The following is a 26,184-nucleotide window of genomic DNA, read 5'->3' on the forward strand; positions in this document are numbered from 1 at the left end:
GGCGGATTCATGACGGTGACCTCGGCGCTCGAGCAGACCTTGCGGCACGATCGCCTCATTGTGGCAATCGGAATAGCCACGGTGGTTGCGTTCTCCTGGGGCTATCTGCTTGCCGGCGCCGGCATCGACATGAGCATGGCCGACATGCCGATGGACCCCGAGCCGTGGACGCCGGCCCAGGCATGGCTGATGTTCGCGATGTGGTGGGTGATGATGGTCGCGATGATGGTGCCCAGCGCCGCGCCCACCATCCTGCTATTCGCCGCCATCAAGCGCAAGCAGGCGACGACGGAGAGCCCCGTCATCGCAAGCTGGCTGTTTCTCGCCGGCTATCTCGTGATCTGGGCGGGCTTCAGCGTTGTTGCGGTCTTGCTGCAGTGGGGACTTGATCAGGCCGGACTACTGTCAGGCATGATGGCGAGCACCAGCAGCGTGATCGCCGGGATCATCCTGATTGCGGCCGGGCTCTACCAGTTGACGCCGCTCAAGCGCGCCTGTCTTCGCTACTGCCAGAATCCGTTGCTGTTCCTCTCGAGCTACTGGCAACGCGGCGCCATGGGCGCGCTGCGGATGGGTCTCCAGCACGGCGGCTACTGCGTCGGATGCTGCTGGTTCCTGATGGCGCTGCTCTTCGTCGTCGGTGTCATGAACCTGGTCTGGATCGCTGCTGTAGCGATCTATGTCGCCTTCGAGAAACTGCTGCCGCGCAGCGAATGGCTCAGCCGCATCGCGGGCGTTGGCCTGATCCTGGTCGGCGCAATCGTGCTGGCGCGCGGCTTCACCGCCACGGTTTCCGCGTCTGCATAGCGTTTGGCGATCTCGATGCAATTGCTGGCGCTGATGGAACTGCGCCGCAGCGCCGCTCTGGCGTTCCCGATATCCGCTGCGTATAATCAAGGCACAGTCGGGTGGTCGCGCGGATGTCGATGTTCTCACGCAGATTTGGTCTTGCAATGGTCGCGGCAACGCTGTGCCTGGGCACGCAAGCGGCCCACGCGCAGGCCTCGCCGGTAAATTACTGGATTCCCGGCTGGCCGATGGGATTCAGCGGCGCTGCGGGCGAGAGCCCCGACGCTTACGGCAACTTTCCAAGCTTCGATTTCCGCGACCTCGGGAACGGGTCTTCCCATGCGCGCTACAATTTTTCGAACGGCTTTTTTGTCGGCAGCCAGCGCAACACCATGGGCTTCAGCAGCCTTAGCCAGAGCGCGTTCGGCGGCTTCGGCTCGGTCTACAGCGAAGGCACGCAGTTCGGTTACAGCCTGAAGAATGCCGGCGGGCCGCCCGTCACCTTCTATGCCGGTTTCGACACGCTGAAATACAATACCGGCATCGGCAGCAGCGCGTTCGCGCCGTTCGACTCCAAATCCGGAACGCTGCCCGTCAGCAGCGCGTATGCCGGTGTCGAATTCCAGCCGACGTCGAATCTCAGCCTGTCGCTTGGGGTCGGCGTGGTCCAGCAAACGGGGCGGATCGACAGCGAGATCAATTCGCTGCCCGGCGCTTCGTCGTTCTCCGTCGGCGGCCGCCGCTACTAGGGCGTAATTAAGCCAGGTCCGCTTTACTGTCGGAAGGCGATAATCAAGCCAACATTAATGCATGTCGCCTTTGCGCGGCGGTAGTCGGCGTCTATTCGATGACCCATCAGCCCTTGCGGGACGGTCTCGATAGACCCCGGCGTAGCGCCAAAAGGCGGCGCGACGGGCTTGCCGATATCTGCGATAAACCAATGGCGAAGCGCATCGAGATAACTTTATTGAGGAGAATGCCATGCCCAGGACAAAGGTATCTGTCCCCGATGTAGCCGAGGCCGGCCCCGATCTATGGTCAAACGCCATACGCGCAGGCGACACGCTGTTCATCTCCGGCCAGGTAGCACGTCCATTTGAAGGCGGCACAGGGATGGTCGGCAACGATGAGTACGAACAGACAAAGCAAATATTTTCGCGCATTGATCGGATCATCAAAGCGGCCGGCGGAACGATGGATAACCTGGTAAAGATGACGATCTACGTGGTCGACATCAAGAAAAACACCGAGGTTTGGCGGGCGCGCCGCGAGTTCTTCACCGGAGACTTTCCTGCCTCCACGCTCGTAGAAGTGCGGTCTCTTGCGAAGCCGGAAGTGTTGGTCGAGATAGAAGCCGTCGCTTATCTAGGTAAGAGTTAGAATTCCGCTTCGGGGACCCATAGCCGTGTTGCGCCCGCGCAGCATTTGCCAGCAGTGAGTACAGCCACAATCGAGAAGTGATACTCTGCGTCCTGTTGTCCTGGCCGAGGGCAATGTCCATGATTCGAAAGGTCGCATACCGTATTTGGCTCGCTGCTTTGTGTCTTCTTGTCGGTGCGCCGGTGGCAAACGGGGCGACCACGGACCCTGATATTGCGGCTTGCGACAGCGTCAAGGATCTGGATGCCAGAATCGCTGGCTGCACGAGGCTCCTCGCCCGCAAAAACTTGCCGGCTAAATCGCAAGCTATCCTCTACCTGCAGCGTGCGCAGGGTTACGTTCGGCTTCGGCAATTCGATCGAGCACTGCAGGACTATGACGCGTCACTGAAGCGCAATCCCAACTTTGCGATCGCCCACGCCGAGCGGGCCGTCGTCTACAACCAGATTGGCGACCCGGATCACGCGTTGCAAAGCGCCGACAAGGCGATACGGCTTGATCCAAACTACGTCCTCGGTCACGCCGCGCGTGGCAACGCTCTCGGTCAGAAGGGTCAGTTCGATCAGGCCATCGCCGCGCTGAACAAGAGTATCGGGCTGGATCCCAAGCAGCAGTGGCTCTACATAAGTCGCTCCACGGTCTGGAACGCCAACGGCGAAACCGACCGCGCCATCACCGATCTCGACACGGGATAAAGCTCGACCCCACGCAGGCCGTCCCCTTCGAGTCGTTTCCTACGCTGCGGAATCCACTCGCTAGCGCGCAAAGGGGACTCGAGCAAGCCAACTCCTCAGCAGATTTATGGTTCACGGCGTAACTAGCTGGCGGTCACTCCGATGGCTTGACGCCGAGATCGCGCAGGATGCGAAGCATCACTTCGCTGTCGCGCTTGAAGATGCGATTGGTCGTCTCAAAATCGGCCGGGAACGACAGTATAAAGTTGTTCAGCATCTGCCGGACTTTTGGGTCGGACCCGGCCTGGATCAACAGCGCCGAGAGCCGCTCGACGATTTCCTTCGGCGTGCCGGACGGGACAGCAAAAGTGGTGAAGGCGCGCAGGTCGTAGAAGTCGCCGACGGCGCCTTGCTCGGTCATGGTTGGCGTGTCCGGGTACGGGGGCAGGCGGGTGCCGACTACGCCGATCAGGTTTCCGGTGCCAGCCTGGATGACGGGGGCTGCCGCGGCGTAGCTTCCGGCGGCGCCATCCAGCGTCTGTCCGGCGATGTCATTCCACATCGGCGCCTCGCCGCGGTACTGGATGACTTGAACCTTGATGCCGTATTGCTTGGCGATGGTCTCGATCAGGACGTGCGGTGTCGAACCCACGCCGTACGATCCCCAGTTCAGGCTGCCGACCTTGTTGGCGTATTCGATGAACTCGCGAAGATTGGTTGCGCCTGTCTTCTTCGCCGCCACCACAGGACCGCCGGCGCCGCTGACCATCGTCAGATAGACAAAATCCTTCTCGGGATCGTAAGGCAGGTCCTTCACCGTGACGCGGTTCTGGATCAGCGACGAAGAGATCGTGCACAGGATGGTGGTGCCGTCAGGATCGGCGCGCTTGGCGTCCGTCACCCCGATGACGCCGCCGGCGCCGGCCTTGTTCTCGACGATGACCGGTTTTCCTACCTGCCGCGCGAGGTAGTCGCCGAATGCTCGTGCGATGCCGTCCGTCTGGCCGCCGGCCGGATAGGGCACGACGATTTTAATCGATTTCGCCGGCCATGCGGATTGCGCGTCGGTCCTTACCGCCGGCGCGCACAACAATGCGGCCGAACCCGTCACGAACGTTCGCCGTGTCAGCTTATTCATTTTCCTGCCCTTGGTCTTTGTTGTTTCTTGTCGAGTAGCGAGGACCGATCGGGCGTCGAAACTAGCGCAGAACGCGCTGCGTGGCGGTGTGGCACTGTGTCCGCCATGAATCAGGTGACTTCCGCCGTGCGGAAAACGGAAATTGCTTGGCGGCTCGTCCTCAGACTGCTTCAGTCCAGCTTTCCGAGAATGCCAATGCCGACGTCGAGAATGGTCGCCCTTCGCGTTCCCGCGGCCAGGATCGTCCCGCTGCCTCGACGCCGTTGCGGACGAGGCGCGTACCGAGCGCCGGGATCAGCACGGTGCACACGCCGTAGCGCCGGTCCGGAATCTGGTTCGGCTGCGAGTGGATGAGGAGCGGCTCGCCGATATCGAACCAGGTAAGCGAGACGTCTTCGCCGTGCGATTTGACCTGTTCGGTCCAGAAGTAGCGCGGATCTCCGGTTTTGGAGAATTGCGCGTCCGCACAGGGGATCGTCGTGTCGGAGAGCTCGGCATTGAGCATGCCCTGTACGGTCGACTGCAGCCACCGCGCCATCGCGATGTTTTCGGAGTAGATGCGCCAGCGCCGCTCCGTCAGTTCGCTCTTCAAATAGAGCACGTGACCGGGGCCGGCCGGCGAAAAGATGATCCGCCAATAGCTCGCCTCCGTCGAGTTCGGTTCGCCGTCCTTGTGGCTCAGGCGGATGAACGGGTTTTCGCCGGTCAGGATCGTTTTGTTGGGATCGGCAATGCTCATGGGTACTGGTTTCCTCTCAGCTTCTCATGATCCGTTTTAGCGTGGCGACTGGGCTCAGCGCTTGACCATTGGGCAGGCGCTCTCGCTCAGTGGTCGCGCCGCTTTCTCCGCCGGCGACGCATGAAATCCTCCCCATTTTTATGGCGACCGTTTGATACCGGTCGTCTTGGCCTGATGCTATAGCGGAAGGGCAGCACTGGAAAGTCGGCCGCGGGCTTTTACTTCAACGCCGTGCCTCGGCGCAGCATGGCAACGGCAGGCCGATATTCGGTGTTAGGTCAAGCGGCTGATATCACCCGAATGGTCAGATCTGCCCTTGGCACTTATGTCTCCCGATTCCCGAACAATATCGAAAACCACATCCCGCCAAAGCCAAGCCCGGACTAGCGGCGACACAAGCAGTTGCCTAGTTTACGAAGCTTTCACGAGGCATGAATTTTTCACGCAGCTTATAGAACAGCTCTTCCTTCCTGCTCATGGCCACGAAGCTGGCGGGAAGGCGGAAGGGATGATCCTTGTCGTCCACCAGGACTTCTCGCATATCATCAAGCTCATGCAGCGTAAGCTCGGGCACATCAAACTTGCGGATATTATATTCTCCATTCCAGGCCCGCGCTCGTATGTACGACATCAGCTCGTGCTGTTCGTCATCCATCCATTCGCGACCACCGTCGTAGTAGTTCGTCCAGAAGTAAGCGAAATACATCAGCGCCGTTGCTCGATCGCAATCCGGGCGCCTGAGAACGACGTTAAATTCTGCGGTCAGTCCTTCGTAGTTGCCGACGCAATGGAGAAAATGGTGAGCCTCGACCGGCTTGCATGTCTTCAGCAAGTCCAGCACCACCTGATGCTGGCCGGCATCGTCACGGCGCTCCCATGCCTGCCAGAGGTCACTCGGGACCATCGACTCATCGTACTGAAGCGAGGCGTCCCCCGCTGCGAAGGCCAAGCCCCACACCCACGCCGGCAACTCATTTCGAAAACTTTGGCTCATGGTCCCGCTCCTCAAATTGCCTGTCGAAAACATAGTCGGCAGTGATGAAGGGCTTGCTTCCAGCCGTGATGAACGAGCGATTAAGAGAACAATTGAAATTGTAGGATGGGGCTTTGCTGAGCAGGCTGCAGTTGCTCAAGTCCGCAATGGGGTCACAAGCGGCCGATTATGATAAGCCGGGCGACTTCCGGTGTACCGCAGGAAGCCGACCTTTGTGGGGACACTCTGATCAGCCCGCAGAACCGCGCCCATTCGCAATCCCCAGCGCCCTGAGGCGCGAGGCCAGCGTGGTCGGCTTGATGTCGAGCATTTCGGCGGCGCCGCCCGGGCCGAACACTTTTCCGGCGCAGGCCGCAAGCGCGGCTTCGATGTTGGCGCGTTCGTGGGCGCGCATTTCGGATGATGTCATGACCGCGGGGCGGCTGTCCGGTTTTGTGCGCGCTGTGGCCGGGGAGGGCGGCGCGCCCGGGACGTCGGGCAGGTCGATGCGCAGCCGGCCGTTCTGCGCGAGGATCGCCGCGCGTTCGATCACGTTCTGCAGTTCGCGGACGTTGCCGGGCCAGTCGTAGCGCGAAAGCCTGCGCGCATCGCCTTCCGACAATCGAAGCTCGGATTTCAGCGCCTTGCTCTCGCGGTTCAGAAAATGCTGCGCCAAAAGCGGAATATCCTCGCGCCGCTCGCGCAGCGGCACCGACTCCACCGGAAACACGTTGAGGCGGAAATAGAGGTCCTCGCGAAACCGGCCGCGCTGCACCTCCTGCTTGAGGTCGCGGTTGGTGGCGGCGATCAGGCGGACGTCGACCGCGCGGGTACGCTCTTCGCCGACCCGTTCGAAATTGCCCTCCTGCAGCACGCGCAACAGCTTGCCCTGCAGCTCGATCGGAATTTCGCCGACCTCGTCGAGGAACAGCGTGCCGCCGTCGGCGAGCTCGAACCGCCCGATGCGGTCGCGCATCGCGCCGGTGAAGGCGCCGCGGACGTGACCGAAAAACTCGCTCTCGAACAGTTCGCGTGGGATCGCCGCGCAATTGACTCGGATCAGCGGCCGGTCGCGGCGGCTGCTCGCCTCGTGGATGGCGCGCGCGATCAGTTCCTTGCCGGTGCCGGATTCGCCGGTGATCATGACGGCCGCCGACGTCGGCGCCACCAGCTTGACTTGGCGCAGCGTCGTCTGGATCGCCTCGCTCTGGCCGATGATGCCGCGCGGATTGGTCTCGATGCGGATTTCTTCCTGCAGATAGGCGTTTTCCAGCTCCAACCGCTCGCGCAGGCGGTCGACCTCGGCGAGCGCCGCATGCAGTTTTTCGTCGGCCTCGCGCCGGTGGCTGACGTCGCGGAATACGATGACCGCGCCGACCACCACGCCGCGGTCGCGAATAGGCGTTGAGGTGTATTCGACCCAGACCGGCGTGCCGTCCTTGCGCCAGAACACCTCGCCCTCGACCTGGTGCACGGCGCCGTCGCGAAACGCCGCGTAGATCGGGCAGTCATGATCGGGATAGTGCCGCCCGTCATGATGGGTGTGATGAACGATCGGGTGGATTTCCTTGCCGACCAGTTCCTCGGCCGACCAGCCCAGCATCCGCTCGGCGGCGGGATTGACGAAGGTCGTTTTGCCGTCAGCGTTGACGCCGTAAATGCCTTCGCCGGCGGCGCGCAGGATCAACTGGTTTTCGCGCTCGATATCCTGGAATACGCGCTCGACCCGTTGCCAGGTCGCGATCCCGCCGCGCATGTGGTCTTCGGCCGCCGCATCGACGTAGCGGCGGCGGCGCGCATCGAGGTCGCTCATGGTGAGCAGCACCAGCGAGCGGCCGTCACCCGGCACAAGCGAGCCCGCATATTCGAGCCTGAGCGTTTGCCCGGTGGCGTGGCGCGGCGTCAGTGCACTGGTCCAGAACGCGCCCTTGTCGAGCACGGCCTGCGTGAACACGATCAGCGTGGGGAGTTGGCCGGCATGCAGCCTGCTGACTTTGGTCTGCCGCAGCAGCGCACGGTCGTAGCCGAGCAGGGTGCAGGCGGCGGGATTGGCGTCGAGGATCAGGTCGGCATGGGGATCGAGCAGCAGTGTCGGCTCGATTGAGGACTCGAACGCGGCGGCACGGAGTTCGATATCCTGCGGCGGGGCCGTTGAACCGAGGGCAAGATCCATCCAGTCGATACTCCGAAAACTCGTAATCGAACTACGAATTTTCGTATATCACGAATTTTCGTAGCCGCCAATCCGCGTGAAATCCCCGCGATATCAGCGCCATCGCCCAAATACGGGGCTGGCATGTGCCTTGCTTAATTAGGGTGCAACGTCGCGCAGGAGGGCTGATGTCTACCTTCGACAACCCATTCGATCCCAACCGCCGTCTTCATGCTGGTGGCTGTTCTTGTGGCCAGCATCTCAGTGAAGCCGAGCATCAGGCCGCCCAACTCCAGATCCAGTCGGCCATCGAGAGCGAGCAAAAACGCTACGAGGGTGTGGTCGCCTCCGCCGTCGTGCGCGCGATGTTTCCGCAGGACGTCGCGCGGCGCGCGTTTCTGAAATCGGTGGGTGCGGCGACGGCCGTGGCGGCCGTGTCGCAATTCTTCCCGCTCAAGACCGCGACCGAAGTGTTCGCCGCAGGCGGCCCGCTCGAGAAGAAAGACCTCAAGGTCGGCTTCATCCCGATCACCTGCGCCACGCCGATCATCATGGCGGCGCCGATGGGGTTCTATGCCAAGAACGGCCTGAACGTCGAAGTCATCAAGACCGCCGGCTGGGCCGTCATTCGCGACAAGACCATCAACAAGGAGTATGACGCGGCGCACATGCTGTCGCCGATGCCGCTCGCCATCACCATGGGCGCCGGCTCCAACCCGATCCCCTACACCATGCCGGCGGTCGAAAACATCAACGGCCAGGCGATCACCCTTTCGGTCAAGCACAAGGACAAGCGCGACCCGAAGAGCTGGAAGGGCTTCAAGTTCGCGGTGCCCTTCGACTATTCGATGCACAATTATCTGCTGCGGTACTATCTCGCCGAGCACGGCATCGACCCAGATACCGACGTGCAGATCCGCGCCGTGCCGCCGCCGGAAATGGTCGCCAATCTGCGTGCCGACAACATCGACGGCTTCCTCGGGCCCGATCCGATGAACCAGCGCGCGGTGTTTGACGGCGCAGGCTTCATCCACATCCTGACCAAGGATATCTGGGAAGGGCACCCGTGCTGCGCGTTTGCGGCCTCGAAGGAATTCATCACCTCGATGCCGAACACCTATGGCGCGCTGCTCAAATCGATCATCGAGGCGACCGCGTTCGCGCACAAGGCGGAAAACCGCAAGCAGATCGCCGAAGCGATCGCGCCGGCCAATTATCTGAACCAGCCGCAGATCGTGCTGGAGCAGATTCTCACCGGCACCTTCGCCGACGGTCTCGGCAACATCGTCAAGCAGCCGAACCGCGTCGATTTCGATCCGTTCCCCTGGCAATCCTTTGCCGTCTGGATCATGACGCAGATGAAGCGCTGGGGTCAGATCAAAGGCGATATCGATTATGCGGGCATTGCCTCGCAGGTCTATCTCGCCACCGACGCCGCCAAGCTGATGAAGGAAGCCGGGCTGACGCCGCCGACGGCGACGACCAAGAGCTTTTCGGTGATGGGCAAGACCTTCGATCCTGCGAAGCCCGAGGAATATCTGAACAGCTTCAAGATCAGGAAGGCGCCGTGAGGGCAGGGTCGCACCCCCATTTGCCGTTGTCGTCCCCGCGAACGCGGGGACCCATACGCCGTGTCGTCTCTCTTGGGCGCGATGTTGAAGGCCTTCCTTCATTGCTAACGCCGCGGAGTATGGGTCCCGGCGTTCGCCGGGACGACATGTTGAGAGATTTTCCCCAATGACATCCTCCCTCCGCTTCCGCGCAGCCGTCGTCTCGATCGTGCTGTTCGCCGCGTTCCTCGGCATCTGGCATCTCGCCACGCGCCCGACGGCTGCCGCCCACAACATGTCGCCGGAATACGCAAAACTGATGGGGCTGACGGCGACGCAGGGTAAGTCGGCGATGCCGGGTCCGCTCGATGTCGGCGCCAAATTGTGGGAGCACCTCAGGCAGCCGTTCTACGATAATGGCCCGAACGACAAGGGCCTCGGCATCCAGCTCGGCTATTCCATCGCCCGCGTCGCCCTTGGCTATTTTCTCGCCGTGATCGTCGCGATCCCGCTCGGCTTCCTGATCGGCATGTCGCCCTTGATAAGCAAGGCGCTCGATCCGTTCATCCAGGTGCTGAAGCCGATCTCGCCGCTCGCCTGGATGCCGCTGGCGCTCTACACCATCAAGGATTCCAGCATCTCCGCGATCTTCGTGATCTTTATCTGCTCGGTCTGGCCGATGCTGCTCAACACGGCGTTCGGCGTCGCCGCGGTGCGCAAGGAGTGGATCAATGTCGCGCGCACGCTGGAGGTCGGCACCGTCAGGCGCGCCTTCACGGTGATCCTGCCGGCCGCGGCGCCGACGATCCTCACCGGCATGCGGATTTCGATCGGCATCGCCTGGCTCGTGATCGTCGCGGCCGAGATGCTCGTCGGCGGTACGGGCATCGGCTACTTCGTCTGGAACGAGTGGAACAACCTCTCGATCACCAATGTCATCATCGCCATTCTCCTGATCGGCATCGTCGGCATGCTGCTCGACCAGATCCTTGCGCGCTTCACGCGCATGGTCACGTTCCCGGAATAGCGCCATGACCGACAAATTCATCTCGATCGAAGCAATTGCGCGGCGTTATCCCGGCGCGGATGGCAAAGAGACCACCGTGTTCGAGGATCTGTGGCTGTCGATGGGCCGCGGCGAGTTCGGCTGCGTGATCGGGCATTCCGGCTGCGGCAAGACGACGGTGCTGAACATTCTGGCCGGGCTCGACCAGCCGAGCGAGGGCGCGGTCATCGTGGACGGGCAGGCGATCGAGGGCACCAGCCTCGACCGCGCCGTGATCTTCCAGAGCCACGCGCTGCTGCCATGGCGCACGGTGCTCGGCAACGTCGCCTATGCCGTGACCTCGAAATGGCGCAACTGGGACCGCGCCAAGGTGAAGGCTCATGCGCAGACCTTCATTGACCTGGTCGGACTGACCGGCTCCGAGCACAAGCGGCCGTCGGAACTGTCCGGCGGCATGAAGCAGCGCGTCGGCATCGCGCGCGCGCTTTCGATCACGCCAAAAATCATGCTGATGGACGAGCCGTTCTCGGCGCTGGATGCGCTGACGCGCGGCACGCTGCAGGACGAAGTGCGCCGCATTTGCCTGGAGACCGGGCAGACCGCGTTCATGATCACCCATGACGTCGATGAAGCGATCTATCTCGCCGACAAGATTTTTCTGATGACCAACGGCCCGGGCGCCGTGCTGGCCGAGATCGTCGAAAATCCGCTGCCGAAGGACCGCGGCCGCATCGATCTGCACCGCCATCCCTACTACTACGCGCTGCGCAACCACATCGTTGATTTCCTGGTCAGCCGCAGCAAGACGTTTGCATCTGATGTGACCGATCACGATCCGCGGAACGTGCCGGTCGTGCGGCCGGGCAAACCGGAATTGGTGATCGCTTCGGGGCCGGGCGATTCAGAACAGGCGTCATGGCCGGGCTTGTCCCGGCCATCCACGTCTTCCTAGCGAGACCAGCAAAGACGTGGATGCCCGGCACAAGGCCGGGCATGACGGGTTAGAAGGAGAGCCATATGAAACGCGAAGACCTCACCGAAAAGCTGCTCGACATCAAGCGCGAGAAGGGCTGGAGCTGGAAACATATCTGCGAAAAGATCGGCGGCTATTCGGAAGTGCTGATCGTTGGCGCCATCATGGGCCAGATGAAATTGACAAAACCGCAGGCCGCCAATGCCGGCGAACTGTTCGGGCTGTCGAAATCCGAGATCGCGATGCTCAACGAGGTGCCGATGCGCGGCACGGGCACGCCGATGCCGCCGACCGATCCGTTGATCTACCGCTTCTACGAGATGGTGATGGTCAACGGTCCGGCGTGGAAGGCGCTGATCGAAGAAGAATTCGGCGACGGCATTATGTCGGCGATCGACTTCGATATGGCCTTGGAAAGGGTCGCCAATCCCAAGGGCGACCGGGTCAAGATCACGATGTCCGGAAAATTCCTGCCGTACAAGTATTACGGCGCCAGCGGCAACGTGCCGGAATACGGGTTCAAGGAGGGGTGATTTGATCCTCCGTCATCGCGAGCGAAGCGAAACAATCCAGGAATCCCGCCGCGGAACCAGTCTGGATTGCTTCGTCGCTTCGCTCCTCGCAATGACGCGGAGAGATTGATCACCTGAACGCCGCCCTGATCTCGCCGATCGGCGCCATCTCGCGCACAAAGGTGAACGCGCCGTGATCCTTCATCTCGCGGGCACTCTTTAGAAACGCCGCAAGCGCATAGCGGGCCATCGCGCCGCCGACGCTGATGCGCTTGACGCCTGCGGCTGAGAGTTGATCGACCGTCAGCGTCGGGTCGGCAAAGCCCATCACCAGGTTGAACGGCCTGCCGATGGATGACACCACGGTGCGGATCGTGTCGATGTCATACAGGCCGGGGGAATACAATACGTTCGCGCCAACGGCCTCGAACGCCTGCAACCGCTTGATGGTGTCGTCGAGATCTTTGCGGCCGTACAGGAAATTCTCCGCCCGCGCCGTCAGCGTGAACGGGAAGGGGAGTGCGCGCGCGGCCTCGACCGCCGCCTGCACGCGCTCGACCGCGAGCGAGAAATCGTAGATCGGCTTGCCCGGATCGCCGGTCGAATCCTCGATCGAGCCGCCGACACAGCCGGCTTCGGCCGCGCGCGCGATCGCCTTTGCCGCGGTCTTCGGATCGTCAGCGCCGCAATTCTCCAGATCGGCGTTGACGGGGAGGTCGGTGGCATCAGCGATCATTCGGCAGTTCTCGATGATGGCATCGAGGCTGACGGTGGCGCTGCCGAGCGTATTGGCAAGGCCGAGGCTCGTGGTTGCGAGCGCCTCGAACCCCATCGCGGCGAGCAGTTTTGCCGTGCCTGCGTCCCAGGGATTGGGAATGATGAAGGCGCCGGCGCGCGCATGCAGCGCGCGGAACGCTTCGGCTTTTTCCATCTGCGTTCGCATCGGCAATCTCCGCTTCGTTGGTTGGTTCTGGCTGGCGGCGAAACTAGCGGGCTATCTCCCATCAGCCAAATTTGTTATTTCTCTATGCATCATCAGCTTTTTGCATGGAAAAAACATGGACAGCGATGCGCTTCTCACCTTCCTGACCGTTCATCGCCGCGGTGGCATTTCGAGCGCGGCGAAGGCGCTGCACCGCTCGCAGCCGGCGATCTCGCGGCGCATCGCGCTGCTGGAGCAGGAGCTCGGCGTGCCGCTGTTCGAGCGAATCGCGGGGCGCACGATGCTGAGCGATGCGGGGAGGGTGATGGTGCCGTATGCCGAGCGCGCGGTCGCCGCCGCCCAGGATGCGGAGAATGCAGTTCGCGCGCTGGCGCGGCCGAATTCAGGGCCCGTTGCGCTCGCGGTAGTCGGCACGCTTGCCGGCGGGCGGCTGTCGGCGATCCTCAAGCGTTTCGCGGCCGAACATCCCGAAGTCGAATTGAGCCTGCGCACCGCGACCAGCGCGGAGGTCAGCGATCTGATACGGCGCGGCGAGGCGACCATCGGCCTGCGCTATGACCGCGACCGCTCGCGCGATCTCGATTGCGAATTGCTGTTTGCCGAACCGTTGCAGGTGGTGTGCGCGTCAGACCATCCGCGCGCCGGACGCCTTGTGACAAAACTCGCCGATCTGCGCGGCGAACGCTGGATCGCATTTCCCGTGGTGCCGGGACGGCGCGAGATCACGGCTGCGCATGTCTTTGCGCTGTTTCAGACCCATGGCCTCGGTGAAATCGACTGGACGCCGGTCGACAGCCTGACCGCGCAGAAGCGCCTGGTCGAAGCCGGCCTCGGCATCGCGCTGTTGTCGGAGAGCAATGCCGCGGAGGAGCTGCGGCACAAGACGATTTCAACCATCGACGTCGGCGATCTGAAGGCGAGCCACGAGGTCGTGACAGTAACGCGCCGCGGCGGATTCTTGAGCGCGGCGGCGCGGCGATTGATGGAGACCGTTCGTGCGGAATATAAAAAGGCGCGAATGGCGAATGGCGAGTAGCGAATGGATCTATTCGCTATTCGCCACTCCTTATTCGCTTCTCACGTCCCCGCCTTCACCTGGGCGGCGGCCGCCGCCAGCAGTTCTTCCATCTTGGCGCGAACCTCCGGCGCCGCGATGGCAACGCCCTTGGCGGCGAAGTCCTTCACCACCTTGTTCTGGACGTCCTGGTCGCCGGCTTCCTCGAAATCAGCCGCGACCACTTCCTTCGAATAGGCCGTGGCGGCATCCCCGGACAGGCCGAGCTTCTCCGCTGCCCAAAGACCGAGCAGCCTGTTGCGGCGGGCCATGGCCTTGAACTTCTGCTCCTCGTCGAGGGCGAACTTCTTCTCAAAACCTTCCTCGCGCTTGTCAAAAGTGCTCATTCTTCGGTTCCAATCCCCGCAAATGGTAAGCAGGGCCGCGTTGTCGCGGCCCGATCGCCTACCTAGATAGAGGGGGCGAATCGGTAAAACAACGGGCCGTTAGGCCGCAGGCAATCGGTATAAATTGGGCCCAATTGGGCCGGGTCGATTGTGCTGCATGGGCCAATCGGATAGGTTGCCATCAGGCTAGGTTCTTGTTCTGTTTCCGGTCGTTCTGTTCGGGATCTGGCCTTCACGGCAGCTCCGTCGTGGTCGCAAACCCTTGTCATCCGGAGCACACCAATTTCATGGATTTCAACAAAACACGGTACATCCCTATGAGCCGTCGACGCCGTATTTATGAAGGCAAGGCCAAGGTCCTGTATGAAGGCCCGGAGCCGGGAACCCTGATCCAGCACTTCAAGGATGATGCGACCGCGTTCAATGCCAAGAAACACCAGGTGATCGAGGGCAAGGGTGTCCTCAACAACCGGATTTCGGAGTACCTGTTTCAGCACCTCAACGACATCGGGGTGCCGACCCATTTCATCCGCCGTCTCAACATGCGCGAGCAGCTGATTCGCGAGGTCGAGATCGTGCCGCTGGAGGTGGTGGTGCGGAACGTCGCGGCCGGCTCGCTGTCGCAGCGCCTCGGCATCGAGGAGGGCACGCAGCTGCCGCGCTCGATCATCGAGTTCTATTACAAGAACGACCAGCTCAACGACCCCATGGTGTCGGAAGAGCATATCACCGCGTTCGGCTGGGCGACGCCGCAGGAAATCGACGACATCATGGCGCTTGCCATCCGCGTCAACGACTTCCTGACCGGGCTGTTCCTGGGCATCGGCATCCGTCTGGTCGATTTCAAGATGGAGTGCGGGCGGCTGTTCGAGAACGAGATGATGCGGATCATCGTCGCCGACGAGATTTCGCCCGACTCCTGCCGGCTGTGGGACATCAAGTCGAACGAGAAGCTCGACAAGGATCGTTTCCGCCGCGACCTCGGCGGCCTCCTCGAGGCCTATACCGAAGTGGCAAAGCGGCTGGGCATTCTGATGGAGAACGAGCGTCCGGCCGGTACCGGTCCGGTGCTGGTGAAAAGCTGACGCAAGAACTGAGAAGAACTGGGGCAAGTCTCGTGAAGGCACGCGTTACCGTTACGTTGAAATCGGGCATTCTCGATCCGCAGGGCAAGGCCATCGAAGGCGCGCTGAAATCGCTCGGCGTCGATGGCGTCGCCAGCGTCCGCCAGGGCAAGGTGTTCGACATTGAATTGTCGGGCGCCGACAGGGCCAAGGCCGAGGCGGCATTGAAGGATGCCGCCGATAAGCTGTTGGCGAATACGGTGATCGAGAATTACAGAGTCGAACTTCTCTAGGCGCGCCTCCCATGAAATCAGCCGTTCTCGTCTTCCCCGGAATCAATCGCGAGCGCGACATGGCGCGTGCTCTGAAACTCGCCTCCGGGCAGGAGGCCGCGATGGTCTGGCATGCCGACACGGCGCTGCCTGATGGCACTGACCTCGTGGTCGTGCCCGGCGGCTTTTCCTATGGCGATTACCTGCGTTGCGGGGCAATTGCCGCGCGCGCGCCGGTGATGGACGCGGTGCGCAAGTTTGCGGCCGATGGCGGTCTCGTGCTGGGCGTCTGCAACGGCTTTCAGATCCTGTGCGAAGCCGGCCTGTTGCCCGGCGTCCTGATGCGCAATTCACGGCTGAAATTCATCTGCAAGGACGTGCATCTGCGGGTCGAGCGCTCGGATACGCCGTTCACGCGCGGCTATAACGCCGGCCAGGTCATTCGCGTGCCGGTCGCGCATGGCGAGGGCAATTACGAGGCCGACGAAGAGACGGTCAAGCGGCTGGAGGGCGAGGGGCGGGTGCTCTACCGCTACTGCTCGGCAGAGGGCGTCGTCGACGAGGAATCCAACATCAACGGCGCTGCCGAGTCGATCGCCGGCATCGTCAACGAGCGCGGCAATGTGCTCGGCATGATGCCGCACCCGGAAAACCACGTCGAAGACATCATGGGCTGCACCGATGGCCGTGGCCTGTTCGCGGGCCTTGCGGCGCATCTGGAAAAAGCCGCGTGAAATCCATCATGATGCGCTTGGCCGTTACCGCTGCGGCCTTCTCGCTCGCCGCAACCGCCCAGGCGCAGGACTATCCCAAGCGTCCCATCAACATGATCGTGCCGTTCGCGGCCGGCGGCACTTCCGACGTGATCGCGCGCGTGGTCGCCGAGGAGATGGCCAAGTCGCTCGGGCAGCCGATCGTGATCGAGAATGTCGCTGGTGCCGGCGGTTCGACCGCGCTGACGCGTGCGGCGCGCGCGGAAGCCGACGGCTATACGATCGCCATCGGCAATGCGGGCACCAGCGCCGCGACCTATACGATCTATCCGAAACTGCCATTCACGCCGGGCTCGTTTGTCCCCATCGCCATGGTCGCGAAGACCTTCGGCATCGTCGCGCTGCGCAAGGATTTTCCGGCGAAGAACCTGCAGGAATTCATTGCCTATGCGAAGAAAAATCCCGGCAAGGTCAATCTCGGCCATGCCGGCGCCGGCTCATCGAATTTCCTGATCTGCAAGAGCTTTGCGCAGGCCGCGGGCATCGACGTGACGCTGGTCGGCTATCGCGGCGCGGCGCCGGCGCTGACGGATGCGATCGGCGGCCAGATCGACGGCGTCTGCGACTCGGCCGCCTCGGTGTCGCAGGCCATCGACGACAAGCTGGTGAGAGGCCTCGTGGTCGGCTCGACGGTGCGGCTTGCGACCTTGCCCGATCTGCCGACATCGGCGGAAGCCAGCCTTCCGGATTTCGAAGCGCAGGGCTGGAACGGCCTGTTCGCGCCGAAGGGCACGCCGCCTGCGATCGTCGCGAAACTGAACGCCGCGGCCAAGGCCGCCGTCGAGAGCGAGGCGGTGAAGAAGCGCTTTCACGATTCCTCTACCGTCGCTCCCGACGCCAACGAGCACGCGAGCGAAGTGCTGGGACAATTGGTGACGCGCGACGTCGAGAAATACAGGAAGCTGCTGGAAGAGAAGAAGTAGCACGCAAGCGACCAGAGACACGAAAAAGCCCCGCCAAGCGGGGCTTTTTATTGCCTGCTTATTACCTGCCAGATGTCTTACCTGCCAGGTGTCGAGCCGGGTGCTGCCGGCGTCAACGTCGAACCGCTGGGCGAGGGATTGAGAAGCGTGTTCCCCGACGGGTTCAGTCCGCTATTCCGTCCGGCCGCGGCACTGCCGGCACTATTGCTCATGCCGGTGCCAGGATCAGTACCCGTCGCATTACCCGTCGCATTGCCAGTGGTCGTTCCGCCCGTGGAAGATCCCGTCGTCGCGCCGCTTGTTGCCGCGCCGCCCGTGGCCGAACTTCCGCCGGTGGAGCCGCCGGTGGACTGCGCGAGCGCCCAAGTGCCCGTGAATGCCAACGCTGTCGCCAATGCCAAAGTTGCGAGTTTCATGATTGCTCCTTTTCTTGCTTCGTAACGGCCAACAAGGTTCGCCATGACAGCGTTCCCGCCTGCCGATCACAGTTCGTTGCTGTTCCCATGAAGATTTTCACTGGCCACAAATGTGGAATCGCAGTGTTGCTTCTGTGGAATCGCTGGCCGATATTTCACACCCATTCACAACTGAAGATTGTCTGATTGAACTTGCCGCGCTATCAAGGCCACTAAGGATCGTCCATCCGGTTTGCCTGGAATGCGCCATGCCCGTTGCTCTCGTCGTCTTGCTGCTCGATATCACGCTGATCTATCACGCATCTAGGACCGGCCGCCTGCAGCCCTGGGCCTTCATCATCCTGATGATCCCGCTGGTCGGCGCGCTCGCCTACATCGTCGTCGAACTGGTGCCGGAATGGTTTGGAAGTCCCGGTGCCCAACAGGCACGCAAGCGCATCGCCGGCAAACTCGACCCGGAAAAGCTCTATCGCGAGCTATCCGATCGGCTCGTCAACACAGACACTGTTGCCAATCGCGCCGCGCTGGCAGCGGAGTGCCTGAGGCTCGCAAGATTCGACGAAGCGGTGCGTCACTACGATCACATCCTGATGCTGCCGCTCGGTGGTGAGCCGGCCTATGCGCTGGGCAGGGCGCAGGCCGAATTCGGTCGCAACCGTCCGGCCGAGGCTCTCGCCACGTTGGACGATCTGCAAAAGCGCTGGCCGGACTTTGAATCGGCCGAGGCGCATTTGCTCTACGCGCGTTCGTTGGCAGAGGTCGGGCGGATCGACGAGGCGCTCGAAGAATACTACGCGCTGGTGCCGTACGCTCCCGGTGCGGAGGCACGGGTCCGCTACGGCATGCTGCTGCGCGTGGTCGGCCGCGACGCCGAGGCCAGAGTGGTGTTCAATGAACTGCTGCTCCAGATGAAGCGCGCGCCCAAATATCTGCGCGAGGCGCAGGCGGAATGGCTGTCGATCGCCGAAACGCAATTGCTGAGCTGAGTTTGCGAGACCTCCACGGTCGATGGATGACTATCGTCTGGGCCGCTTGAGCCACCGCCTGTAAGCGTCTTTCGGAATCGTCATGGCCGCTACCCCCGCCATGACGAGCACGAGGCCAAGGGCCAGGTTCGGCGGCACGGATTCGCCGAGCAGCAGCACCGACAGGCCGACGCCGATCGGGATGCGCAAATAGCCTTGCGCATTGGTGGTGAGCGTGCCGAGCCGCGTCAGGCACATGTAGAACAGCATCAGGCCAAATGCGCTCGAGAATATGCCCATCGCGGCCGTGGCCACCAGCGCCTCGGCTGTCGGCCGCAAAGTCCAGGGATGGTCTATGATCAGCGCGAACGGCAACAGCACCATGCCGCCGAACAGCAGCGAGCCCGCGGCCACCACCATCGGGTCGTAGTCGGTCAGCCGCAGCCCGAAGATCGTGGCGCAGGCGAACGAGATGGTGGCGATCAGGATGACGATCTCGGCAAGGATGTTGGCATCGAGCGTAGCGAGCGCGTCGAGGCCGATGATCACGGCCGTTCCGACAAGGCCCAGAATGGCGCCGGCGAGCTTGAGCAGCGTGGCCGGCTCGTGCCGCGTAATGGCCCAGGTGATGAGGAAGGCGAAGATCGGCGTGGTCGAGGCCAGCACCACCGTATTTGACGCCGGCACATATTGCTGCGCCCAGGTGATCAGCAGGAACGGAAACGTCGAGTTGATGGTCTGTTGCTGGGCGAACAGTTTCCAGGCCTTGAAGTCCGTCGGCATCTGGATCCCGCGGATGCGCAAGACCACGAGCAGAAAGCCTGCGGCGATCAGCGAGCGCGCCGAGATGAAGGTGATCGGCGGGAATGATCCGAGCCCGATCTTGGTCAGTGGATAGGTCGAACTCCAGCAGCACGCCAGCGCGAGCAGCAACACATAGTCGCGCCAGCCGCGACGGGCCTGTGGCGCGTCAGGTGGCAACGGCGCCTGTGCCTGCCGGCTTCTTCCACTTCACCCGCTTGATGGTGCCTGAGAAGGTGAACAGCGACCGTTCGCCGGATTTCAGCACACCGCGCAGGAAGATCAGCGAGCCGCCGGCGCGGGTGATTTCGCCCTCGCATTCGACCAGCTCGCCCTCGCGCGCGGCGTCGAGAAACTCGCAGGCGAACGACACCGTGACGCCCGGCCCTTCCAGCACGGAGGAGGCGATCGCAAACAGGCAGTAATCGGCGAACGACATGAAGCAGCCGCCATGGACGTTGCGCATGCCGTTGAGGTGCTTCTTTTCGACCCGGAACGCGCATTGCACGCGGCCGTTTTCGTCCATCCGGTGCCAGAACGGGCCGTTATGGGTCTCAAAACTGTCGCGGGTCCAGGTCCGCCAACCCGCAAATTCGCCCTCGGTTTCGACATGCAGGTCGGGGCGCTGGTCGAATGCATTTTTGGGGAGTTCGTTCACTAAAAATAGCCCTTCAATCCGGTGTTTCCGCCCTTAAATCCGATCCGGGAACGATGTGCAAACGCCGATCCTGCAAGCCTCCCCCCGCAAAGCTCTGGACAGGGCGGAAATGCGCCATAAAAGGCCTTTTCGCACCCCCTCGATCTTCCTAAGAAGAGACCCATGAACGAGCCCCAGATTACCCCCGAACTCGTCGCCAGCCATGGCCTGAAGCCCGACGAGTATGAGCGCATCCTCAAGCTGATCGGACGGGTGCCGAGTTTCACTGAACTGGGGATTTTCTCGGCGATGTGGAACGAGCACTGCTCGTACAAATCCTCGCGCATCCATCTGCGGGGGCTGCCGACCAAGGCGCCGTGGGTGATCCAGGGCCCGGGCGAAAACGCCGGCGTCATCGACATCGGCGACGGGCAGGCGGTTGTGTTCAAGATGGAGAGCCACAACCACCCGAGCTATATCGAGCCCTATCAGGGCGCGACCACCGGCGTCGGCGGCATTCTGCGCGACGTGTTCACGATGGGTGCGCGCCCCATTGCCTGCCTCAATGCGCTCTCCTTCGGTGCGCCGGAGCATCCCAAGACGCGCCATCTGGTGTCGGGTGTGGTGGCCGGCGTCGGCGGTTACGGCAATTCCTTCGGCGTTCCGACGGTCGGCGGGCAAGTGCGTTTCCACACCCGCTATGACGGCAACATCCTGGTCAACGCGATGGCGGTTGGGCTGGCCGAGACCGACAAGATTTTCTATGCGGCGGCGTCCGGCGTGAACATGCCGATCGTCTATCTCGGCTCCAAGACCGGGCGTGACGGCATTCACGGCGCCTCGATGGCGTCGGCCGAGTTCGACGACGATTCCGCCGAGAAGCGGCCGACGGTGCAGGTCGGCGATCCCTTTGCGGAAAAGCTGCTGCTGGAAGCCTGCCTCGAAATCATGGAAGCCGATTGCGTGATCGCGATCCAGGACATGGGCGCGGCCGGCCTGACGTGCTCGGCGGTCGAGATGGGCGCCAAGGGCGATCTCGGCGTCGATCTCAATCTCGATGCGGTGCCGACGCGCGAAACCGGCATGAGCGCCTATGAGATGATGCTCTCGGAAAGCCAGGAGCGCATGCTCATGGTGCTCAAGCCCGAGAAGGAGCAAGAGGCGGAGGAGATCTTCAGGAAGTGGGGGCTCGACTTCGCGATCGTCGGCTACACCACGCCGAGCAAGCGCTTCGTGGTGAAGCATGGCGGCGACGTCATGGCCGATCTGCCGATCAAGGAGCTGGGCGACGAAGCGCCGGTCTATGACCGCCCGCATGTTGCGTCCGCGGCATTGCCGGTGGTGCAGGCACGCGAGGTAAACCCGCCGCTCGGTATTTCGGCGGCGCTGGAAAAGCTGATTGCAACGCCCGAGCTGTGCTCGAAGCGCTGGGTCTGGGAGCAATACGACCACGTCATTCTCGGCAATACCGTGCAGCGTCCGGGTGGCGATGCCGCAGTCGTGCGCGTGCAGGACGGGCCGAAAGGGCTCGCACTCACCGTCGACGTGACGCCGCGCTATTGCGAAGCCGATCCGTTCGAAGGCGGCAAGCAGGCCGTCGCCGAAGCCTGGCGCAACATCACGGCAGTCGGCGGCCGTCCGCTCGCGATCACCGACAATCTGAACTTCGGCAATCCGGAACGGCCCGAAATCATGGGCCAGTTCGTCGGCTGTCTGAAGGGTATTTCCGAGGCCTGCAGCGCGCTCGATTTCCCAGTCGTCTCGGGCAACGTCTCGCTCTACAACGAAACCAACGGCCGCGGCATTTTGCCGACGCCCTCGATCGGCGGTGTCGGTCTGCTCGACGATTTCACGAAATCCGCCACGCTGGCGTTCAAGGCTTCCGGTGAAGCGATCCTCTTGATCGGCGACACCCAGGGATGGCTCGGACAATCCGTGTATCTGCGCGATGTCTGCGGCCGCGAAGAGGGCGCGCCGCCGCCGGTCGATCTGGCAGCCGAAAAGCGTAACGGCGACGTGGTGCGCGGCATGATCCACGCCGGCACCGCAACCGCGGTACACGACGTTTCCGACGGCGGGCTATTGATCGCGCTCGCCGAGATGGCGATTGCAAGCGGCATCGGCGCGCAGCTGTTGGCCGGGCCTGCCTCGATCGTGCCGCAGGCCTATTGGTTCGGCGAGGATCAGGCGCGCTACATCGTGACGGTGCCTGCGGCGGACGCCGGCCTGGTGCTGGCCAAGATGAAAGGCGCGGGCGTGCCCTGTGCGCGGATCGGCACAACGGGCGGTAATGCCATTGCGGTTGCCGGTGAAACGGCGGTGTCAGTGGATGCGCTCAAATCGGCGTTCGAGCGCTGGCTGCCGGCCTACATGAGCGGCAAAGCGTCGTAGGCGCCCGTAGCCCGGATGGAGCGCAGCGCAATCCGGGAATTTCGCGGCGATACCGGTCCCGGGTTGCGCTGCGCTTCACCCGGGCTACGGACTTTCACAGCACCTTGTTCGCTCCCGGGATCTGCCGCAACGCGCGCGTCAGCGCCCAGCTGAACGCGACCGTCAGAACGAATCCGATCGTCGCCTTGATGATCGCCGGCAGGTCGTAGTCGAACAGCCAGTATTGCAGCCACAGTGCGATCGGGTAGTGCACCAGGAACATGCCGTAGGCGTCCGCCTGCATCGGATCGAGTAGCTTGGCTGAGCCTGATTGCCTGAACCTCTGGAAAAAGGCCAGGATCAGAAACATGACAGCCACGCTGAAGACCGTGAAGCAGATGGCATAAAGCGCTTCATACCAGTCCGGCAACGGCGACGGGTTGCCCAGTATTTCGCGCTTGATGAAGATCAGCACCCACAAGAGGCAATACGGAACGATCGCCAGCACCATCCAGTCCCAGCTGACCTTCGCCATCCGGCCGTCTGCAGCGAGCAGCCCGCGATCCATTTGCGCAACGCCGATGCCGGCACCGAAAAAGAAGTAGGTCGCGTAGAGCATCACGCGCCCGTGCTGGACCGAGAACGGCCCGAACTCGAACCAGTTGCTTGGTCCGTAGTGAACCAGCCCAGGAATGTAGAACGCCATGGTGACGGCAAGCATGACTGCGAAGAAAACGGCCGGCCGACGGCGACCGTGTAGCGAGAGTCGGTTGATCGGATCGAGCATGTTGGGCGACAGCCGGTACAGTACGCAGGCAACCAGGTCGAAGGCGAACAAGACCCAGAGAAACCAGATCGGCCCGCTCGGCCACGGACCCTTCGTGACCATGTTCCACCAGTAATCCGAAAAGCCGATTTCGGGATGGTGCCGCAGGGAGATCGCGTAATAGGCGAGCGGAATGACCGTGAACGCGCAGATCACGAACGGCAGGCCAAGCCGAAACAGGCGATCTTGCAAATAGTTCAGCGGTCCCTTCCGGGCGATACCAGACCAGGCGAACAGTCCCGACAGGAAAAAGAACATCGCCATGAAGAAACTGTCAGTGGCGAGCACGATCATGTCGAAGCCGAAGAACGACTTCGGATCTGTGTGACCGAAATAGGTATAGGGGATGACGGCGTGGTGCAGCAGCACCACCAGCGTCAGGAAGGTGCGGGCGCGGTCGAGCGAAGGATTGCGCGTTTTGGCCTTGGGCACCGCGCCCAATTCGGCATGCCCCACGGCGGAAATCGATGTCATGCGCGCCTCCCGGCCAGGCTGTTCGTGCCGAATGTTGCAGCCGGGAACCCGATTCAGCAAGGCCAAATCGGGCACTGACGAGCCGCTCTTCCGCCACCAGGTTGTTTCGGAACCGGCAGCGCAACCCGCCGTTAGGACCGGTGAATTTGAATTAGCGGGTCGCCATTGGCGTGGCCCAGAGGGTCCCGGAGCACGCAATGACAATTCTTAAATGGGCGCTGATCTTCTTTCTGGTGTCGATCGTCGCCGGCCTTCTTGGCTTCACCGGCATTTCGGCGGCCTCCGCCGATATCGCCCGCTTCCTGTTCTATGTCTTCGTCGTGATCTTCCTGGTGCTCCTGATCCTCGGGCTCACGATATTCAGGGCTTAGAGATCGGGGGCCTACGCCACTTCCTCGATCGTCACCTTGTCCGGGTAGAACGCCAGATGGCCCGCGATCTCGGCCATGGCCGGGAAGGGCGTCTCATAGGTCCAGATCGAATTTTCGATGCGCCTGCCGTTGGCATTGATGCTGAAGTAGTTCGCATCCCCCTTGTAGGGACAGTGCGTGGTCCGCTCGGTGCGGGCCAGGAGCGCCATATTGGCATCCTCGCGCGGCACATATTGCACCGCCGGATAGCTGGCTTCCTTCAGGGTGAGCGCATGGGTGGTATCGGCGATCACCACGCCGTCCGCCGAGACCCGGACGCGTTTGGGATTTGCCGTAATCGTGATCGGATGGTCGGGACCGGGCAATTTCATGGTTTTGAGCCTCTTTTTCGGTCAGCCCAAAATGATGGGGCGCGACCGGATCTCACGGTGTCAAACGGTTCGGGGCGGAATATAGTGGCACCAGGCGTGACCTAGAAGAGCGTACGCGCTAGGTTCGGCCGTCACGGTCGCGCGAGCCGGCCGTGATTCGAAATACCTGACGGAGACATGCTGGATGCCGATGGACGCCCACGATATCGAATCGATGATCAAGGCAGCTATCCCCGATGCCGAGGTGACGATCCGCGATCTCGCAGGCGACGGCGACCACTACGCCGCGACCGTGATCTCGGAATCCTTCCGCGGCAAGTCGCGCGTGCAGCAGCACCAGATCGTCTACCAGTCGCTCAAGGGGCAGATGGGCGGCTTACTGCATGCGCTGGCGCTGCAGACCGGGGTGCCGGAAGGCTAGCCCCCGGCAAGCTTCAGCGGGGGCGCATCGATGACGGACAATCCGCACGGGGCGCTGTTTCGCCCGATCGTACCGCACCAGCACAGCCGCGTCACCTATGTCGAGCTGTTCTTCGACCTCGTCTTCGTCTTTGCGGTCACGCAGATATCGCACACGCTGCTGGCGCATTTTACGTTGCTGGGCGCGCTGCAGGTCACGGTGCTGTTTCTCGCGGTGTGGTGGGTGTGGGTCTTCACCTCCTGGATCACCAACTGGCTCAATCCCGAGAAGACTCCGGTCCGGCTGCTGCTGTTTGCGATGATGCTGGGCGGGCTGGTGCTGTCGACCTCGATCCCGAAGGCGTTTGAGGAGCGGGGACTATGGTTTGCCATTGCCTATGTGGCGATGCAGGTCGGCAAGACGATATTTCTGTGGCTGTCCACGCCGCCGTCGCGCCCGCGGACACGCATGAATGCCATCCGGATCGCCGCCTGGCTGTCGATGTCGGCGATCTTCTGGATCGCCGGCGGGGTGATGGACGGCCAGTCGCGGTTGGCGCTGTGGGCGATTGCGCTCGCCGTCGAATATATTTCGCCGGCGGTGCGGTTCTGGATTCCCCGATATGGCGCGTCTTCCGTCGCGGACTGGATGATCGAAGGCGGCCACATGGCCGAGCGCTGCGCACTGTTCATCATCATCGCGCTCGGAGAATCCATCGTCGTCATCGGTGCAACCTTTGCGGAACTCACATGGACGATCGAAAACGTTCTGGCGTTCGTCTCAGCCTTTGTCGGCAGCCTCGCGATGTGGTGGATCTATTTCCACATCGGCGCCGAGGCCGGCTCCGAGCAGCTTTCAAAATCGAGCGAGCCGGGAAGGCTGGCGCGTCTGGCCTATACCTATCTGCACTTGCCGATCGTGGCCGGCATCATCGTCGCGGCGGTAGCCGACGAACTGGTGCTGAAGCACCCGGGCGGGCATTCCGATCTCAAGACCGTGATAAGCGCGATCGGTGGCCCCTTGCTGTTTCTGTTCGGGACCATCCTGTTCAAGTACAGCTTTCGCGGCTTCCTTCAGCTCTCGCACGGGGTGGGTATCATCGCACTCTGCGTGCTCGCCTGGTTCGCAGGCGGGCTGTCGCCGCTGATGCTGTCCATCCTGACCACCGCGATCATGATCGTGGTCGCCGTGTGGGAATCGATCTCGCTGCAATCCGATCCGAGAGAATAGGAGCTCTAGTCAGGCAGCGAACGCCTGACCGGCAGCAATGGCGACGTGCTGTTGTGATCGA

At 62.3% G+C, this 26,184-nt stretch carries 29 protein-coding genes; 18 read left to right on the forward strand and 11 right to left on the reverse strand.

Annotation, left to right across the window (positions count from 1 at the left end; translation table 11 throughout):
- Window positions 1-9 precede the first annotated feature (9 nt).
- The 4 genes from IVB22_RS05960 (at window position 10) to IVB22_RS05975 (ending at window position 2,864) form a co-directional block, all read left to right on the forward strand.
- On the forward strand, window positions 10-807 hold the full coding sequence (locus tag IVB22_RS05960) for a DUF2182 domain-containing protein (protein ID WP_247516378.1): 798 nt from the start codon (window positions 10-12) through the stop codon (window positions 805-807).
- 113 nt (window positions 808-920) lie between these two features.
- Window positions 921-1,538, forward strand: coding sequence for a hypothetical protein (locus tag IVB22_RS05965; RefSeq protein WP_247516379.1), 618 nt, complete (start codon window positions 921-923; stop codon window positions 1,536-1,538).
- 232 nt (window positions 1,539-1,770) lie between these two features.
- Entirely contained in the window at window positions 1,771-2,169 is a 399-nt protein-coding gene (locus IVB22_RS05970) for a RidA family protein (RefSeq protein WP_247516380.1), read from the forward strand.
- Between the two features lie 182 nt (window positions 2,170-2,351).
- Window positions 2,352-2,864: a tetratricopeptide repeat protein gene (locus IVB22_RS05975; RefSeq protein ID WP_247516381.1), complete on the forward strand. Its 513-nt coding sequence runs from the start codon at window positions 2,352-2,354 to the stop codon at window positions 2,862-2,864.
- A gap of 133 nt (window positions 2,865-2,997) precedes the next feature.
- Here the strand turns inward: IVB22_RS05975 and IVB22_RS05980 are convergent, their stop codons facing one another.
- From IVB22_RS05980 to IVB22_RS05995, 4 genes are all read right to left on the reverse strand, one after another.
- Window positions 2,998-3,981 (reverse strand): tripartite tricarboxylate transporter substrate binding protein, encoded by a 984-nt coding sequence (locus IVB22_RS05980; protein WP_247516382.1) that lies wholly within the window; start codon window positions 3,979-3,981, stop codon window positions 2,998-3,000.
- A 160-nt stretch (window positions 3,982-4,141) separates the two neighbouring features.
- Entirely contained in the window at window positions 4,142-4,720 is a 579-nt protein-coding gene (locus tag IVB22_RS05985; RefSeq protein WP_247516383.1) for a hypothetical protein, read from the reverse strand.
- Between the two features lie 406 nt (window positions 4,721-5,126).
- On the reverse strand, window positions 5,127-5,714 hold the full coding sequence (locus tag IVB22_RS05990) for a hypothetical protein (protein WP_247516384.1): 588 nt from the start codon (window positions 5,712-5,714) through the stop codon (window positions 5,127-5,129).
- Between the two features lie 229 nt (window positions 5,715-5,943).
- Window positions 5,944-7,866 carry a sigma 54-interacting transcriptional regulator gene (locus tag IVB22_RS05995; RefSeq protein WP_247516385.1) on the reverse strand — a complete coding sequence of 641 codons (1,923 nt, stop codon included), beginning with the start codon at window positions 7,864-7,866 and terminating at the stop codon, window positions 5,944-5,946.
- A 167-nt stretch (window positions 7,867-8,033) separates the two neighbouring features.
- Here IVB22_RS05995 and IVB22_RS06000 point away from each other — a divergent pair, with 167 nt between their 5' ends.
- The 4 genes from IVB22_RS06000 (at window position 8,034) to cynS (ending at window position 11,907) form a co-directional block, all read left to right on the forward strand.
- Window positions 8,034-9,416 (forward strand): CmpA/NrtA family ABC transporter substrate-binding protein, encoded by a 1,383-nt coding sequence (locus IVB22_RS06000; RefSeq protein ID WP_247516386.1) that lies wholly within the window; start codon window positions 8,034-8,036, stop codon window positions 9,414-9,416.
- 166 nt (window positions 9,417-9,582) lie between these two features.
- Window positions 9,583-10,422 (forward strand): nitrate ABC transporter permease, encoded by an 840-nt coding sequence (ntrB, locus tag IVB22_RS06005; protein WP_247516387.1) that lies wholly within the window; start codon window positions 9,583-9,585, stop codon window positions 10,420-10,422.
- Window positions 10,423-10,426: 4 nt separating this feature from the next.
- Complete coding sequence (locus IVB22_RS06010) at window positions 10,427-11,353, forward strand: ABC transporter ATP-binding protein (protein ID WP_247516388.1); 927 nt, start codon at window positions 10,427-10,429, stop codon at window positions 11,351-11,353.
- Between the two features lie 65 nt (window positions 11,354-11,418).
- Window positions 11,419-11,907, forward strand: a complete 489-nt coding sequence (gene cynS, locus IVB22_RS06015) for a cyanase (RefSeq protein ID WP_247516389.1) — start codon at window positions 11,419-11,421, stop codon at window positions 11,905-11,907.
- A gap of 109 nt (window positions 11,908-12,016) precedes the next feature.
- Here cynS and IVB22_RS06020 read toward each other — a convergent pair whose 3' ends face one another.
- Entirely contained in the window at window positions 12,017-12,829 is an 813-nt protein-coding gene (locus tag IVB22_RS06020; protein WP_247516390.1) for an oxaloacetate decarboxylase, read from the reverse strand.
- Window positions 12,830-12,944: 115 nt separating this feature from the next.
- Between IVB22_RS06020 and IVB22_RS06025 the strand changes: the two genes are divergently transcribed.
- Window positions 12,945-13,865: a LysR family transcriptional regulator gene (locus IVB22_RS06025; RefSeq protein ID WP_247516391.1), complete on the forward strand. Its 921-nt coding sequence runs from the start codon at window positions 12,945-12,947 to the stop codon at window positions 13,863-13,865.
- A gap of 41 nt (window positions 13,866-13,906) precedes the next feature.
- On the opposite strand, the gene IVB22_RS06030 is transcribed toward IVB22_RS06025, so the two are convergent.
- Complete coding sequence (locus tag IVB22_RS06030; protein WP_247516392.1) at window positions 13,907-14,230, reverse strand: DUF1476 domain-containing protein; 324 nt, start codon at window positions 14,228-14,230, stop codon at window positions 13,907-13,909.
- Window positions 14,231-14,547: 317 nt separating this feature from the next.
- On the opposite strand from IVB22_RS06030, the gene purC reads away from it, so the two are divergent.
- From purC to IVB22_RS06050, 4 genes are read left to right on the forward strand one after another with little or no spacing between them, the layout of a single operon-like run.
- Window positions 14,548-15,315, forward strand: coding sequence for a phosphoribosylaminoimidazolesuccinocarboxamide synthase (gene purC / locus IVB22_RS06035; protein ID WP_171708996.1), 768 nt, complete (start codon window positions 14,548-14,550; stop codon window positions 15,313-15,315).
- A gap of 32 nt (window positions 15,316-15,347) precedes the next feature.
- Window positions 15,348-15,587, forward strand: a complete 240-nt coding sequence (purS, locus tag IVB22_RS06040) for a phosphoribosylformylglycinamidine synthase subunit PurS (protein ID WP_247516393.1) — start codon at window positions 15,348-15,350, stop codon at window positions 15,585-15,587.
- A gap of 11 nt (window positions 15,588-15,598) precedes the next feature.
- Complete coding sequence (purQ, locus tag IVB22_RS06045; RefSeq protein ID WP_247516394.1) at window positions 15,599-16,300, forward strand: phosphoribosylformylglycinamidine synthase subunit PurQ; 702 nt, start codon at window positions 15,599-15,601, stop codon at window positions 16,298-16,300.
- Between the two features lie 8 nt (window positions 16,301-16,308).
- Entirely contained in the window at window positions 16,309-17,262 is a 954-nt protein-coding gene (locus IVB22_RS06050; protein ID WP_247516950.1) for a tripartite tricarboxylate transporter substrate-binding protein, read from the forward strand.
- A gap of 77 nt (window positions 17,263-17,339) precedes the next feature.
- Here IVB22_RS06050 and IVB22_RS06055 read toward each other — a convergent pair whose 3' ends face one another.
- Entirely contained in the window at window positions 17,340-17,678 is a 339-nt protein-coding gene (locus tag IVB22_RS06055; RefSeq protein ID WP_247516395.1) for a hypothetical protein, read from the reverse strand.
- Window positions 17,679-17,926: 248 nt separating this feature from the next.
- On the opposite strand from IVB22_RS06055, the gene IVB22_RS06060 reads away from it, so the two are divergent.
- Window positions 17,927-18,664, forward strand: a complete 738-nt coding sequence (locus IVB22_RS06060; protein WP_247516396.1) for a tetratricopeptide repeat protein — start codon at window positions 17,927-17,929, stop codon at window positions 18,662-18,664.
- 30 nt (window positions 18,665-18,694) lie between these two features.
- Here the strand turns inward: IVB22_RS06060 and IVB22_RS06065 are convergent, their stop codons facing one another.
- Together IVB22_RS06065 and IVB22_RS06070 are read right to left on the reverse strand one after the other, a co-directional pair.
- Window positions 18,695-19,624, reverse strand: coding sequence for a DMT family transporter (locus tag IVB22_RS06065; protein WP_247516397.1), 930 nt, complete (start codon window positions 19,622-19,624; stop codon window positions 18,695-18,697).
- Window positions 19,614-20,102 (reverse strand): PaaI family thioesterase, encoded by a 489-nt coding sequence (locus IVB22_RS06070; RefSeq protein ID WP_247516398.1) that lies wholly within the window; start codon window positions 20,100-20,102, stop codon window positions 19,614-19,616. The genes IVB22_RS06065 and IVB22_RS06070 overlap by 11 nt, the downstream gene beginning before the upstream one ends.
- A gap of 162 nt (window positions 20,103-20,264) precedes the next feature.
- Here IVB22_RS06070 and purL point away from each other — a divergent pair, with 162 nt between their 5' ends.
- A complete protein-coding gene (gene purL, locus IVB22_RS06075) occupies window positions 20,265-22,472 on the forward strand; it encodes a phosphoribosylformylglycinamidine synthase subunit PurL (protein WP_247516399.1) in 2,208 nt (735 codons plus the stop codon).
- A gap of 94 nt (window positions 22,473-22,566) precedes the next feature.
- On the opposite strand, the gene IVB22_RS06080 is transcribed toward purL, so the two are convergent.
- The gene (locus IVB22_RS06080; protein WP_247516400.1) at window positions 22,567-23,751 is read right to left on the reverse strand and encodes an acyltransferase; all 1,185 of its coding nucleotides are present in this window, start codon (window positions 23,749-23,751) and stop codon (window positions 22,567-22,569) included.
- A gap of 197 nt (window positions 23,752-23,948) precedes the next feature.
- Here IVB22_RS06080 and IVB22_RS06085 point away from each other — a divergent pair, with 197 nt between their 5' ends.
- Window positions 23,949-24,122: a DUF1328 domain-containing protein gene (locus IVB22_RS06085; protein WP_025590829.1), complete on the forward strand. Its 174-nt coding sequence runs from the start codon at window positions 23,949-23,951 to the stop codon at window positions 24,120-24,122.
- Between the two features lie 11 nt (window positions 24,123-24,133).
- On the opposite strand, the gene IVB22_RS06090 is transcribed toward IVB22_RS06085, so the two are convergent.
- A complete protein-coding gene (locus IVB22_RS06090) occupies window positions 24,134-24,493 on the reverse strand; it encodes a DUF427 domain-containing protein (RefSeq protein ID WP_247516401.1) in 360 nt (119 codons plus the stop codon).
- A 184-nt stretch (window positions 24,494-24,677) separates the two neighbouring features.
- Here IVB22_RS06090 and IVB22_RS06095 point away from each other — a divergent pair, with 184 nt between their 5' ends.
- Both IVB22_RS06095 and IVB22_RS06100 read left to right on the forward strand, forming a co-directional pair.
- The gene (locus IVB22_RS06095) at window positions 24,678-24,914 is read left to right on the forward strand and encodes a BolA family protein (protein ID WP_057848608.1); all 237 of its coding nucleotides are present in this window, start codon (window positions 24,678-24,680) and stop codon (window positions 24,912-24,914) included.
- Window positions 24,915-24,944: 30 nt separating this feature from the next.
- Complete coding sequence (locus IVB22_RS06100; protein WP_247516402.1) at window positions 24,945-26,123, forward strand: low temperature requirement protein A; 1,179 nt, start codon at window positions 24,945-24,947, stop codon at window positions 26,121-26,123.
- Window positions 26,124-26,184: the final 61 nt, after the last annotated feature.

Origin of the sequence: Bradyrhizobium sp. 190, assembly GCF_023073415.1 — a bacterium.
In the GTDB taxonomy this organism is placed as follows: Bacteria; Pseudomonadota; Alphaproteobacteria; order Rhizobiales; family Xanthobacteraceae; genus Bradyrhizobium.